The sequence below is a fragment of the Micromonospora zhanjiangensis genome (assembly GCF_042650605.1).
Classification (GTDB): domain Bacteria; phylum Actinomycetota; class Actinomycetes; order Mycobacteriales; family Micromonosporaceae; genus Micromonospora_J; species Micromonospora_J zhanjiangensis.
In genome coordinates this window covers 126,394-138,721 of the sequence record NZ_JBHSBN010000007.1, presented here as the reverse complement: position 1 = coordinate 138,721, position 12,328 = coordinate 126,394, and the positions used below count along the sequence as shown (strand labels likewise).

Here is a 12,328-nt window from a genome sequence, read left to right as displayed (position 1 = left end):
CCACATCGCAGGGCCCTGTTCTCTGGAGGAAGAGAACGTGATCAGACCCTCATCCCGGGGCCGGCGCACCTCCGCCGGTCTCCTCGCCTCGGCCGTGGCCGTCGGCGCCGTGACCCTCGCGGGCGGCGGCACGGCCAGCGCGGCGCCCGGACCCTCCGACCAGGACACACCCAAGTCCGCGCCGGCCGACACGCTGGGCTCGCACGACCTCGACCTGCTCGCCGAGGCCAAGGCCAAGGGCGCCAAGGACGTCGTGCTGATCGTCGCCACCGACAAGGGCAAGGCCGGGAAGGTCGCCGACGAGCTGCGCAAGCTCGGCGGCCGGATCGGCAACCAGGTGGACGGCGTGGGCTACCTTCGCGTCCAGGTCCCCACCGGCAACGTGCTCAAGGCCGCCAAGCTGCCCGGCGTCGCCGCGATCGACCTGAACGAGTCCATCCCGCTGCCCAAGCCGGAGCCGTTGGCCCGGCCGGACGGCGCGACGGCGGCGGCGCAGGCGGTGGCCGGACCGGGCAAGGACACCCCGGCCGTCAACCCGTACATGCCGACCAACGAGACCGGCGCGGTCGCCTTCAGGCAGGCGCACCCGACCTGGGACGGTCGCGGGGTCACCATCGGCATCATGGACTCGGGTGTCGACCTGGACAACCCGGCCCTGCAGACCACCTCCACCGGCGAGCGGAAGATCACCGACTGGTTCACCGCCACCGACCCGCTGGAGGACGCCAGCTGGCGGGCCATGCTGACCGAGGTGACCGGCCCGTCGTTCGCGTACGCGGGTGCCACCTGGACCGCGCCGGCCGGGACGTACCGGATCAACCAGTTCTCCGAGTCCATCACCGCGGCCAGCGAGCCCGGCGGTGACGTCAACCGGGACGGCGACAAGACCGACCGGTTCGGCGTGCTCTACGACCCGGTCACCCACGACGTGCGCGTCGACGCCAACCAGAACCGCGACTTCACCGACGACCCGGTGATGCGGCCCTACCGGGAGAGATACGACGTCGGGCACTTCGGCACCGACAACCCGGCCACCGCGGTCCGCGAGCAGATGCCGTTCGTCGTGGACTACCGGACGAACGTCGACACCACCCCGGTCGGACTGCCCGGCACCGCCGACTTCGTCAACATCGGCATCGTCGAGGCGCAGCACGGCTCGCACGTGGCCGGCATCACCGCCGCGTACAACATGATGGGCAACCCGAACTTCAACGGCGCGGCGCCCGGCGCCAAGCTGGTCTCCGCGCGGGCCTGCTCCTGGGGCGGCGGCTGCACCGCCGCCGCGCTCACCGACGGCATGGTCGAACTGGTCGTCAACCGAAAGGTCGACGTGGTCAACATGTCGATCGGCGGGCTGCCCGCGCTGAACGACGGGCACAACGCCCGGGCCCGGCTCTACGACCGGCTGATCAGCGACTACGGCGTGCAGATGTTCATCTCGGCCGGGAACTCCGGCCCGGGGGTCAACACGGTGGGCGACCCATCGGTCGCCGACAACGTGATGAGCGTCGCCGCCGGGGTCAGCAAGGACACCTGGTTGGCCAACTACGGCTCGGTGACCCGCACCCCGTACCAGTTGTTCAACTTCTCCTCGCGGGGACCGCGTGAGGACGGCGGGTTCAAGCCGAACATCACCGCGCCCGGGTCGGCCATCTCGACCACCCCGCTGTGGCAGTCGGGCACGGCGGTGCCGGAGACCGGCTACACGCTGCCGCCGGGCTACTCGATGTTGAACGGCACCTCGATGGCCGCGCCGCAGGCCACCGGGGCCGCCGCGCTGCTGCTGTCGGCCGCCAAGGCCACCGACAAGGGCGTCACCCCGGCCGCGCTGCGCGGCGCGCTCAACTCGTCGGCGAAGTGGATCGACGGGGTGCCGGCGCACGGGCAGGGCAACGGCCGGCTGGACGTGAACGGCGCGTGGAAGCTGCTCGCCGGTGGGGTGACCACCAACGGCTACACCGCGCAGGCGCCGGTCTGCACCCCGCTGTCCGGCTTCCTGACCACGCTGAACCCGGCCACCGGCCAGTACGAGTCGACCCCGAACGTGGGTTCCGGCGTGTACAACCGGTGCGCCGCCGGCGCGGGCGGCCAGCAGCCGGGTGCCTCGAAGAGCTACACCGTGAAGATCACCCGAACCGGCGGATCGGCGAAGAGCGTCAAGCACAACCTGAGCCTGGTCGGCAACGACGGCACGTTCAGCGTCTCGTCGAAGTCGGTCAACCTGCCGCTCAACAAGGCGGTCTCGGTCACCGTCAAGGCCAAGGGTGACGCGGGCGTGCACAGCGCCATCCTGCGGGTTGACGACCCGGCCACCTCGACGGTCGACTTCTCGGTGCTCAACACCGTGGTCGTGCCGAACACGCCGGCCAAGCCGAACTTCTCGTTCAGCACGTCCGGCTCGGTCGACCGCAACCTGTTCAAGTCCTACTTCGTCACCGTGCCGGCCGGCGCGACGGCGCTGCAGGTCAACCTGTCCGGCATCGCGACCGGTTCGCAGACCCGGTTCATCGCGATCAACCCGTACGGCGTACCGGTGGAGAGCACGGCCAGCACGGCGTGCTACACCAACTTCTCCGACGCGGCGGTCTGCAAGCCGCAGGAGCGGGACTACCAGAGCCCGCTGCCGGGCGTCTGGGAGATCGAGGTCGAGTCCCGGCGCACCTCGCCGGCGCTGGAGAACCCGTTCCAGTTGACCGCGCGGGTGCAGGGCGTCGCGGTCCAGCCGGCCGTGGTCGAACTGCCCGCCGTCACGGCCGGCCAGCCGACCGCGGTGAGCTGGAAGCTGACCAACACCTTCGGCCCGGTCACCGTGACCGGCAAGGGCGGCGCGCTGGGCAGCTCGGCCAGCAGCCGGCCGACCATCTCCACCGGCCAGAAGCACACGTACCAGGTCACCGTCCCGGCGGGGGCGAGCCGGCTGGACGTGTCCATCGGCAAGACCAGCGACCCCAGCGCCGACCTGGACCTCTTCGTCCGCAAGGACGGCGCCGAGGTGGGCCGGTCCGCCGACGGTGACTCGGAGGAGGCGGTCTCGCTGACCAACCCGGCCCCCGGCGTGTACGACATCGAGGTCGACGGGTACTCCGTACCGGCCGGCTCGACCCAGTACGACTACCGGGACGTCTTCTACTCGGCGTCGCTGGGCTCGATCTCGGTGCCGGCCGCGGCGGTGACGCTGGTCAACGGCGCGACCGCCACCATCACCGGCTCGGTGACCGCCCAGTCCGCTCCGGCGGCCGGTCGGCAACTGTTCGGCGAGATGGTCGTGGTGACCGACGAGGGCGCGGTCGTCGGCCGCGGCAACGTCGCGATCGGCACGGTCAACTAGTTCGTACGCGACGGCGCCCGTCCCCGGTCCATCGGGGGCGGGCGCCGTCGTGTCCCGGCCCAGCCGGACCGGCCGGCCCGGCAGGACCGGGCAACGCGGCTCAGGCGGGCCGGGCGGACTCCACCATGAACGGGGTGCCCTGTTGGCAGGTGGTCATCAGGTCGGACCGGACCCGGCCGGTGACGGTCACCCGGGCGCCCGGCTTGACGACGTCCCGTGGACCGTTGACCAGCAGGTAGTTGTCCAGCAGGAGGCAGTTGGGCCCGACCCCGGCGGTCACCGTCCCGGTCAGCGTCACCGGCGCGGCCGGGCTGCCGGCCGGCGTCGGCGCGGCCGACCTGCCCGACGGCAGGGGCGGGATGTCACCGGGATTACCGGGGCTGGTGGTGGGGCTGGTGCCGGCGGATTCGCCCGGGGTGGGTGAGGTGGTCACCGAGGGTCCTCCCGGTACGGTCGGGGACGGGGTGGATCCGCTCTGTCCGCACGCGGTGAGCGCCAGACAGGCGATCGCGGCGGACGCGGCAATCCGGATCTTCCTCATGACCGGTATGACGCGGACAGTTCCGCCCACGTTCCCTCCGCGCCGCCTTCGGTGGGCCTCGACGGGACCCGCGGCAGCTGGCGCCGCCGGTCAGGGTCCGTCGGGGGCGGCGGTGGCGGCGAGCGCGGCGGCCTGCTGCGCCCGGGCCGCCGCGGCGGCCTTCATGTCCCGCTTCAGCTCCTGCGGCAGCGAGAAGGTGAGCCGCTCGTCGGCGGTGGTCACCTCGGCCACGTCGGTGAAGCCGTGCCCGGCGAGCCGGTCCAGCACCTCCATCACCAGGTCGTCCGGGACGCTGGCGCCGGAGGTGACGCCGACCGTGGTCGCGCCGGCCAGCCACTCGTCGGCGATCTCCGACGCGTAGTCGACCAGGTGCGCGGACCGGGCGCCGGCGTCCAGGGCCACCTCCACCAGGCGGACCGAGTTGGAGGAGTTGCGCGAGCCGACCACGATCACCACGTCGCAGTCCGGGGCGATCTGCTTCACCACGTGCTGCCGGTTGGAGGTGGCGTAGCAGATGTCGTCGCTGGGCGGCGACTGGAGCATCGGCAACCGGCGCTTGAGGCGGGCCACGGTCTCCATCGTCTCGTCCACGGAGAGGGTGGTCTGGGACAGCCAGACCACCTTGTCCGGGTCACGGACGGTGATCTTGTCGACGCCGTCCGGCCCGTCCACGAGCTGGATGTGGGCGGGTGCCTCACCGGCCGTGCCGATGACCTCTTCGTGGCCTTCGTGCCCGATGAGCAGAATGTCGTAGTCGTCGGCCGCGAACCGCCTGGCCTCCTGGTGCACCTTCGTGACCAACGGGCAGGTCGCGTCGATCGCCCGCAGCGAACGGCTCTTGGCCTGCTCGTAGACCTCGGGCGCCACGCCGTGCGCGGAGAAGATCACGATGGCGCCCTCGGGGACCTCCTCGTTCTCCTCGACGAAGATCGCGCCCTGCCGTTCCAGCGTCGACACGACGTGCTTGTTGTGCACGATCTGCTTGCGCACGTAGATCGGCGCGCCGTAGAGCTTGAGCGCCTCTTCCACGGTCTGCACCGCACGGTCGACCCCGGCGCAGTAGCCCCGGGGCTTGGCCAGCAGCACGCGCTTGTGGGCCTGGGGAGTCGCCTGATCCTCGATCACGAGGCCAGTCTACGTGGGCCCGCCGTACGCCACCCGGGGCCGCGACGACCACGGCGGGTGCGCCCGGTCACGTCGCGGCCGTACCGCCCGTAGGCTGTCCGGATGACCGAGGCCGGCGCACCGCGCAGCACCCCCGAGGACCCCTGGCCGGTACGGGTGGTCAGTCAGAAGGTCGGCGCCTGGATCGCCAAGCTCGGCTGGGTCTGGGTCGACGGCCAGGTGGCCCAGATCAGCCGCCGCCCGGGGGCCGGCACCGTGTTCCTCACCCTGCGTGACCCGTCGGCCGACCTGAGCCTCACCGTCACCACCAACCGGGACGTCCTGGACATGGGTGCCCCGGAGCTGGCCGAGGGGGCCCGGGTGGTGCTGCACGCCAAGCCGGAGTTCTACGCCGCGCGCGGCACGCTGAGCCTGCGCGCCGACGAGATCCGCCAGGTCGGCCTCGGCGAGCTGCTGGCCCGGCTGGAGAAGCTCAAGAAGCTGCTCGCCGCCGAGGGCCTGTTCGACCGGTCCCGCAAGCGCCGGCCGCCGTTCCTGCCGCACCGGATCGGCCTGATCACCGGCCGCGCCTCGGCCGCCGAGCGGGACGTGCTGACCAACGCCCGACGGCGCTGGCCGGCGGTGGAGTTCCGCACCGTCAACGTGGCCGTCCAGGGACCGACGGCGGTGCCGCAGATCATCGACGCGCTGAAGGTGCTGGACGGCGACGACGCCGTCGACGTCATCGTCATCGCCCGGGGCGGCGGCGGGGTCGAGGACCTGCTGCCCTTCTCCGACGAGGCACTCTGCCGGGCCGTGTTCGGCTGCCGTACGCCGGTGGTCAGCGCCATCGGCCACGAGACGGACGCCCCGCTGCTGGACTACGTGGCGGACGTACGGGCCTCGACGCCCACCGACGCGGCCAAGCGGGTGGTGCCGGACCTGGCCGAGGAGCTGCGGCTGATCCGGCTGGCCCGGCACCGGCTGGACCGGGCGGTGCTCGGCCTGATCGACCGGGAGACACACCGGATCGAGTCATGGCGGTCCCGGCCGGTGCTGGCCCGACCCGGCCTGATGCTCGACCAGCGGAACGCCGACGTGACCGCGCTGACCGACCGCGCCCGGCGCTGTCTGGACCATCGGCTCGGTGCCGCGGTGGGTGAACTCGGCCACACGGTGGCCCGGCTGCGGGCGCTGTCGCCGGCCGCGACCCTCAATCGGGGGTACGCCATCGTGCGCGACGCCGACGGTGGGGTGGTCCGGTCGGCGGCCGAGGTGGCGGCCGGCGACCGGCTGCGGCTGCGGCTGGCCGAGGGCGAGCTGACCGCCACGGCGGACGACCCGGCCGTCACCACCGGCGCCGTACCCGGCAAACCGACCGTGACCACCGGCGCCGGGCGGTCCTGACCACCGAACGGTGTGCTGAGATGGGAGCACCATGACTGACCAGAAGATCGCCGCGACCGGGCGGACGAAGAAGCCGGCCGGGTCGGACGAGCGGCCGAGCTACGAGCAGGCCCGCGCCGAGCTGGCCTCGGTGGTGGAGCGGCTGGAGGCCGGCGGCGTCTCGCTGGAGGAGTCGCTGGCGTTGTGGGAGCGTGGCGAGCGGCTCGCCGAGATCTGCCAGGGCTGGCTGGACGGCGCCCGCGAGCGGCTGGACACGGCCCGCCGGTCCCGGGAACCCGCGACCGAGGGCTGAATCGAACCGGCTCCGGGGACGGTCGGCCGCGCCGCCGTCCCCGTACCGGGCCGGGCCTACTTGTTGAAGTAGTCGTACACCTGCTGCGGCGCCTCGACGGTGTCGGTGGTCGCCGGCTTCGCGGGCTGGCTCGCCGCGTCGTAGTCGGAGTAGCTGACGGTCAGCTCGTGCGCCTTGCTGTCCTGGGTCGCCGGCACCTGGACCGTGAACTGGCTGAGCCGGCCCTGCGGGTCGACCTTCGCGGTGAACGGCAGCGAGTTGGCCTGCACTCCGAGCGCGGTGACCAGTTGCGGGTCGATCATCGTCGCCTCGCCCGCCTTGGACACGTCGATGGTGCCCGCGTAGCTGCCCTCGCCGGTCTTCTTGACGTCCGTCACCGACTTGGTCAGCAACGTGCTGCCGGCCGGGTCGACGTTCGAGAAGTCGAACCGCAGGTCCTTGATGTCCTTGGCCTTGGTCTGGTCGAGGTGCATGTACTTGCCGGTGTTGAGCTGGTCCAGGCCGGGGATCTTGGACAGGTCGGTGCCGTTGAACTTCAGCCGCACCCAGCTGTCCGGCTCGATGTAGATGAAGTCCATGTCCATCGAGTATTTCGCGCCGGGCTGGGCGAACGTCAGCTTGAGCTGGGCGCTCTTGCTGGGCATGTGCACCACGCCGCCACCGGTGGAACCGTCGGCGGTCATCGAGTAACGGAAGTTGCCCTTGCTGATCTCCTTCGTGGAGTCGAGCAGGGCCTGCTTCGGGTCGTCGGACGCTGCCGTCGGTGACGCCGAGCCCGCCGCCTTCGGTTCGGCGCCCGGCATCTTGCAGGCCGAGACGCCGGACGTGAGCAGCGACGCGGCGACGAGGCCGACGATGCTCCACCGTCGAATCTTCACGAGTACTCTCCAGTGAGGTCGTCCGGCGAACGGTGCTGCCGGAGGCTGCGCGACGCAACCCGGGGCGGTTGGTCGCCTGTCCGCTCGCGGCCGGGTCAACGCAGGGCGTCGGCCAGGTCGCTCAGTTCTTGTTCCCCGGCGGAGCCCACCACAATCACGGTCCGCTTCGGCTCCAGCAGAACCAGCGCCCGTTCGCCGGCCCGGACCGCGTACCACTGCCACTCCCGGCCGTTCACCGACACCCGACCCTCGGGCCGGGCGCGGCCGGTCAGTTCGGCCGGCAGCAGCCGGTCCGGCGGTACGGCGCTCTCCACCAGTTGCGCGCCGGCGCCGGAGGAGGTGACGTACCCGATCCGCAGGGTGCCCTCCGCCCGGTTGAAGGTGGCGCTGACCGGGTGCCAGTCCGGGCCGAGGCCGACCGGTTCCAGCACCGGGAAGGCGCCGGACCGGCGGGCCTGGTCGATCGCCGGGGCCGGGTCGGTCCGGACCGGCTGATCCCCGCCGAAGACCACCCGGTAGACCCCGATCGCCAGGGCGATCGGCACCAGCAGCACGAGTAGCGAGATCGCCATGTCCCGGGGCCGCCGGCCCGATCCGGCCGGCACCGTTTCCTCCGTGCGCACCTCGCCGGCCGCCCGTTCGGCGGTACGGTCAGGGGGTGTCCGGTCGTCGGGGACGGGATCGGCGGGCTGAACGTCTTCCACCCGGCCATTCTCGCAGCCCGACCGGCCGGACCCGGCAACCGGACCGGTCCGGCCCACCTGGGCCGCCGGTGACCCGAACCAGCGTTAAGGTGCCCTTCGTGCCAGGATTCCTGGCAGAGCCGGCGGCGGCAGCGGGCAGCGCCGTCCGTCCGGTCACCCCGCACCGCCGCGAGGAGGAGCCGTCATGACCAACACCAGGACCCGGATTCCGCAGGATCTGGATCGAAACCTGGCCCTGGACCTGGTCCGGGTGACCGAGGCCGCGGCGATGGCCGCCGGTCGCTGGGTCGGCCGGGGCGACAAGGAGGGCGGCGACGGCGCGGCCGTCGACGCGATGCGCAAGCTGATCAACTCCATTCCGATGCGCGGCGTCGTCGTGATCGGCGAGGGCGAGAAGGACAACGCCCCGATGCTGTTCAACGGCGAGGAGGTCGGCGACGGCAGCGGACCCGAGGTGGACGTGGCCGTCGACCCGATCGACGGCACCACCCTGATGAGCAAGGGCATGCCGAACGCCCTCGCCGTACTCGCCGTCGCCGAACGCGGCGCGATGTACGACCCGAGTGCCGTCTTCTACATGGAGAAGCTCGCGGTCGGCCCGACCTACGCCGACGTGGTCGACATCAACGCCGGCGTGGCGGAGAACCTGCACCGGATCGCCAAGGTCAAGCAGACCGACGTCTCCGAGGTGACGGTCTGCGTGCTCGACCGGCCCCGGCACGCCAACCTGGTCAAGGAGATCCGGCGGGCGGGTGCCGCGATCCGGTTCATCTCCGACGGGGACATCGCCGGCGCGATCGCCGCGGCCCGCGGCGAGTCCGATGTGGATGTGCTGATGGGCATCGGCGGTACGCCCGAGGGCATCACCGCCGCCTGCGCGCTGAAGTGCATGGGCGGCATGCTGCAGGCGAAGCTGTGGCCGCAGGACGACGCCGAGCGGGAGAAGGCCGTCGCGGCCGGCCACGACCTGGACCGGGTGCTCTACACCGACGACCTGGTCACCGGGGACAACTGCTTCTTCGTGGCCACCGGGGTCACCTCCGGCGACCTGCTGCGCGGGGTGCGCTACCGGTCCGGCGGGGCGTACACCCAGTCGATCGTGATGCGCTCCAAGAGCGGGACGATCCGGGTCATCGACTCGTACCACCGGCTGGAGAAGCTGGCGCTGTACTCGGCCGTCGACTTCGACGGCCGCCCCCTGGCCGAGCAGGAGTGAGCCGGGCGGACACCGAGCCACGTACCCTCTCCCCGACCGCGCGCCGGATCTTCGGCGTCACGTTGGGCGTGGTCTCGGGTGTCACCGTGGCCGTACAGTCCCGGATCAACGGTGAACTGGGCGTACGGCTCGGCGACGGCATCGCCGCGGCGGTTGTCTCCTTCGGTGTCGGCCTGGTGCTGCTGGCCGTGCTGGTGCCCGCGATGCCGGCCGGTCGGCGCGGGCTGCGGGCGCTACGCGCGGCGCTGGCCGGGGGTGAGCTGCGCCGCTGGCAGTGCCTGGGCGGGGTGTGCGGCGCCCTGTTGGTGGCCTCGCAGGGGCTGACCGTGCACCAGCTCGGGGTGGCCGTGTTCACCGTGGCGGTGGTGGCCGGCCAGTCGACCAGCAGCCTGGCGGTCGACCGGGCCGGGCTCGGTCCGGCCGGCCGGCAGCCGCTGAGCGGCACCCGGCTCGCCGGCGCGGCGCTGGCCGTCGTCGCGGTGGTCGTCTCGGTCTCCGACCGGATCGGCACTCCGTCGACGCTGGCGCTGGCGGCGCTGCCCGCGCTGGCCGGCGTCGGCGCGGCCTGGCAGCAGGCGGTCAACGGCCAGGTCGGGGCCGCCTCCGGCAGCGCGCTGACCGCGGCCGCGGTCAACTTCACCGTCGGTACGGCGGCGCTGCTGGCCGCGTACGCGGTGCAGGTCGCGATCCGGGGCTGGCCGACCGGCGACTGGCCCGACCAGCCCTGGCTCTACCTCGGCGGCCCGGTGGGGATCTTCTTCATCGCGGTGGCCGCGGTGCTGGTCCGGTTCACCGGCGTGCTGCTGCTCGGGCTGGCCACCATCGCCGGTCAGGTGATCGGGGCGGTGCTGATCGACCTGGTCGCGCCCGCGGCCAGCGGCGGTCCGACGGCGCACACCCTGGGCGGCGCGGCGCTGACCCTGGTCGCCGTCGCGGTCGCGGCGGCCCGCCCGAGCCGTCGCGGACCGCCGTAGGACGGCCGCGGCCCGCCCTGAGCCGGCCCGCCCCCTGGGCCGGCGCAGCCGCCGTCCGGGGACGGGCCGGCCGACCCAGCCGTTGTCCGGCCCGGCCGACCCAGCCGCCGTCCGGCCCGGCCGGCTCAGCCGTTGTCCGAGGAGTGGCCGGGGAACAGGTGCGCGGCCGGGTCGATCGTCACGGCGGCGTTGTTGACCGCGGTGGCCGCCTCGCCGAAGCCGGTGGCGATCAGCCGGACCTTGCCCTTGTACTCGGTGATGTCGCCGGCCGCGAAGACCCGGGGCAGGTTGGTGGCCATGGTGCTGTCCACCAGGATGTGCCGCCGGTCGAGGGCGATGCCCCACTCGGCCAGCGGACCCAGGTCGGCGGTGAAGCCCAGCGCCGCGACCACCGTGTCCGCCGGCACCAGCTCGGGGGCGCCACCCCGCACGGCGATCTCGGCACCGGTCACCGCGCCGTCCCCCGTCAACCGGGTCAGTTCGGCGTTGACGATGATCCGTACCGGCAGCGCCCGGACCCGCTCGACCGTGGCGGCGTGCGCCCGGAACCGTTCCCGCCGGTGCACCAGGGTGACCGAGCGGGCCAGCGACTGCAGCGCGAGCGCCCAGTCGAAGGCGGAGTCGCCGCCGCCGACGATGAGCACGTCCTGGCCGGCCAGGTCGGCCAGGTGCGGGACGAAGTAGACGACCCCGGTGCCGGTGAACGCGTCCGCGGCCGGCAGCGGCCGGGGCGTGAAGCTGCCCAGCCCGCCGGTCACCAGCACCGCGCCGCAGTGCAGCCGCGCGCCGTCGGCCAGGCTGAGCACCGGCCGCTCGTCCAGGTAGGAGAGCTTCTCCGCCCGTACGCCGAGCCGGTACTCCGGGGCGAACGCGGCGGCCTGCTCGACCAGGTTGGCCACCAGCTCCCGTCCCTTGATCGACGGAAAGCCGGCGACGTCGTAGATGACCTTCTCCGGGTACATCGCGGTGACCTGTCCGCCCGGCTCGGGCAGCGCGTCCACCACCGCCACCGACAGCCCGCGGAAGCCCGCGTAGTAGGCCGCGAACAGGCCGGTCGGGCCCGCTCCGATGATGGCGACATCCACCTCGCGCATGTGCCCACCGTCGCCTTCCACCCGCCGGTCAACGTCCGCTTGGGGGAGACGGTAAGCGGCGCCGGAGGGTGAGGGCAAGGATCCGGACCGCCAGGATCACCGGGAGTCGCCATCCCGGCACGGTCAGGGCAGGGTCAACGTGGAGTCGGACGCCGGGTACGAGTTGTCACGGTCCCGTCGGCGCCGCCGGAACAGGATGGCCGCCACCACCCCGCCCAACAGCCCGAAGAGGTGGCCCTGCCAGGAGATCTGCGGGTCGGACGGCAGGATGCCGAACAGCTGCCAGCCGTAGAGCAGCCCGACCAGCAGCACCACGCCGAGATTCCACCAGCTCCGCTCGACGATGCCCCGGGTGAACAGCAGGCCCAGGTAGCCGAAGATGACTCCGCTCGCGCCGACCACGATCGAGTTGGGCGAACCGGTGAACCAGGCGCCCAGCCCGCTGACGATCATGATGAACAGGGTCGACCAGAGGAACCGCCGGGTGCCGGCGGCCAGGACGAAGGTGCCGAGCAGGATCAGCGGCACGCTGTTGCTGTAGAGATGGTCGAAGCCGTGGTGCAGGAACGGTCCGAAGAAGACGCCGTCCAGCCCGTAGATGTGGTGCGGGATGATCCCGGCGGCCTCGTCGAAGCCGGCGTGCAGCCAGACGTCCAGTCCCTCGATCGCGAACAGCACGGGGACCACGGCGCACATCGCCACGAACGCCCGACCGAGCGCGGCGTAGAACGCCTCGGTGCCGAAACGGTGGGGGTCGCCGTCGCGGTCGGGGAACGTCACCCTCAATTTG

At 72.3% G+C, this 12,328-nt stretch carries 11 protein-coding genes; 5 read left to right on the top strand and 6 right to left on the bottom strand.

What is annotated here, in order from left to right:
- The first annotated feature begins 37 nt into the window (after positions 1 to 37).
- Positions 38 to 3,328 (top strand): S8 family serine peptidase, encoded by a 3,291-nt coding sequence (locus ACFOX0_RS12940; RefSeq protein ID WP_377545124.1) that lies wholly within the window; start codon positions 38 to 40, stop codon positions 3,326 to 3,328.
- A gap of 100 nt (positions 3,329 to 3,428) precedes the next feature.
- Here ACFOX0_RS12940 and ACFOX0_RS12935 read toward each other — a convergent pair whose 3' ends face one another.
- Positions 3,429 to 3,869 (bottom strand): hypothetical protein, encoded by a 441-nt coding sequence (locus ACFOX0_RS12935; protein WP_377545122.1) that lies wholly within the window; start codon positions 3,867 to 3,869, stop codon positions 3,429 to 3,431.
- A 90-nt stretch (positions 3,870 to 3,959) separates the two neighbouring features.
- Positions 3,960 to 4,991 (bottom strand): 4-hydroxy-3-methylbut-2-enyl diphosphate reductase, encoded by a 1,032-nt coding sequence (locus ACFOX0_RS12930; RefSeq protein ID WP_377545450.1) that lies wholly within the window; start codon positions 4,989 to 4,991, stop codon positions 3,960 to 3,962.
- A gap of 105 nt (positions 4,992 to 5,096) precedes the next feature.
- Between ACFOX0_RS12930 and xseA the strand changes: the two genes are divergently transcribed.
- Both xseA and ACFOX0_RS12920 read left to right on the top strand, forming a co-directional pair.
- The gene (gene xseA / locus ACFOX0_RS12925) at positions 5,097 to 6,380 is read left to right on the top strand and encodes an exodeoxyribonuclease VII large subunit (protein WP_377545120.1); all 1,284 of its coding nucleotides are present in this window, start codon (positions 5,097 to 5,099) and stop codon (positions 6,378 to 6,380) included.
- Positions 6,381 to 6,411: 31 nt separating this feature from the next.
- A complete protein-coding gene (locus ACFOX0_RS12920; protein WP_377545118.1) occupies positions 6,412 to 6,672 on the top strand; it encodes an exodeoxyribonuclease VII small subunit in 261 nt (86 codons plus the stop codon).
- A 56-nt stretch (positions 6,673 to 6,728) separates the two neighbouring features.
- Here ACFOX0_RS12920 and ACFOX0_RS12915 read toward each other — a convergent pair whose 3' ends face one another.
- Both ACFOX0_RS12915 and ACFOX0_RS12910 read right to left on the bottom strand, forming a co-directional pair.
- On the bottom strand, positions 6,729 to 7,550 hold the full coding sequence (locus ACFOX0_RS12915; RefSeq protein WP_377545116.1) for a hypothetical protein: 822 nt from the start codon (positions 7,548 to 7,550) through the stop codon (positions 6,729 to 6,731).
- A 95-nt stretch (positions 7,551 to 7,645) separates the two neighbouring features.
- Complete coding sequence (locus tag ACFOX0_RS12910) at positions 7,646 to 8,254, bottom strand: DUF4245 domain-containing protein (protein ID WP_377545115.1); 609 nt, start codon at positions 8,252 to 8,254, stop codon at positions 7,646 to 7,648.
- Positions 8,255 to 8,438: 184 nt separating this feature from the next.
- On the opposite strand from ACFOX0_RS12910, the gene glpX reads away from it, so the two are divergent.
- Together glpX and ACFOX0_RS12900 are read left to right on the top strand one after the other, a co-directional pair.
- Positions 8,439 to 9,470 (top strand): class II fructose-bisphosphatase, encoded by a 1,032-nt coding sequence (gene glpX / locus ACFOX0_RS12905; protein ID WP_377545114.1) that lies wholly within the window; start codon positions 8,439 to 8,441, stop codon positions 9,468 to 9,470.
- Positions 9,467 to 10,444 (top strand): DMT family transporter, encoded by a 978-nt coding sequence (locus ACFOX0_RS12900; protein WP_377545112.1) that lies wholly within the window; start codon positions 9,467 to 9,469, stop codon positions 10,442 to 10,444. The genes glpX and ACFOX0_RS12900 overlap by 4 nt, the downstream gene beginning before the upstream one ends.
- A gap of 125 nt (positions 10,445 to 10,569) precedes the next feature.
- Here ACFOX0_RS12900 and ACFOX0_RS12895 read toward each other — a convergent pair whose 3' ends face one another.
- Both ACFOX0_RS12895 and ACFOX0_RS12890 read right to left on the bottom strand, forming a co-directional pair.
- The gene (locus tag ACFOX0_RS12895) at positions 10,570 to 11,538 is read right to left on the bottom strand and encodes an NAD(P)/FAD-dependent oxidoreductase (RefSeq protein ID WP_377545110.1); all 969 of its coding nucleotides are present in this window, start codon (positions 11,536 to 11,538) and stop codon (positions 10,570 to 10,572) included.
- 123 nt (positions 11,539 to 11,661) lie between these two features.
- Positions 11,662 to 12,318: a rhomboid family intramembrane serine protease gene (locus tag ACFOX0_RS12890; protein ID WP_377545108.1), complete on the bottom strand. Its 657-nt coding sequence runs from the start codon at positions 12,316 to 12,318 to the stop codon at positions 11,662 to 11,664.
- Positions 12,319 to 12,328 lie beyond the last annotated feature (10 nt).

Bases quoted from the DNA above. Each gene is read 5' to 3' on its own strand.
- ACFOX0_RS12935 (WP_377545122.1), bottom strand. From the start codon at position 3,869: ATGAGGAAGATCCGGATTGCCGCGTCCGCCGCGATCGCCTGTCTGGCG.
- xseA (WP_377545120.1), top strand. From the start codon at position 5,097: ATGACCGAGGCCGGCGCACCGCGCAGCACCCCCGAGGACCCCTGGCCG.
- ACFOX0_RS12920 (WP_377545118.1), top strand. From the start codon at position 6,412: ATGACTGACCAGAAGATCGCCGCGACCGGGCGGACGAAGAAGCCGGCC.
- glpX (WP_377545114.1), top strand. From the start codon at position 8,439: ATGACCAACACCAGGACCCGGATTCCGCAGGATCTGGATCGAAACCTG.
- ACFOX0_RS12895 (WP_377545110.1), bottom strand. From the start codon at position 11,538: ATGCGCGAGGTGGATGTCGCCATCATCGGAGCGGGCCCGACCGGCCTG.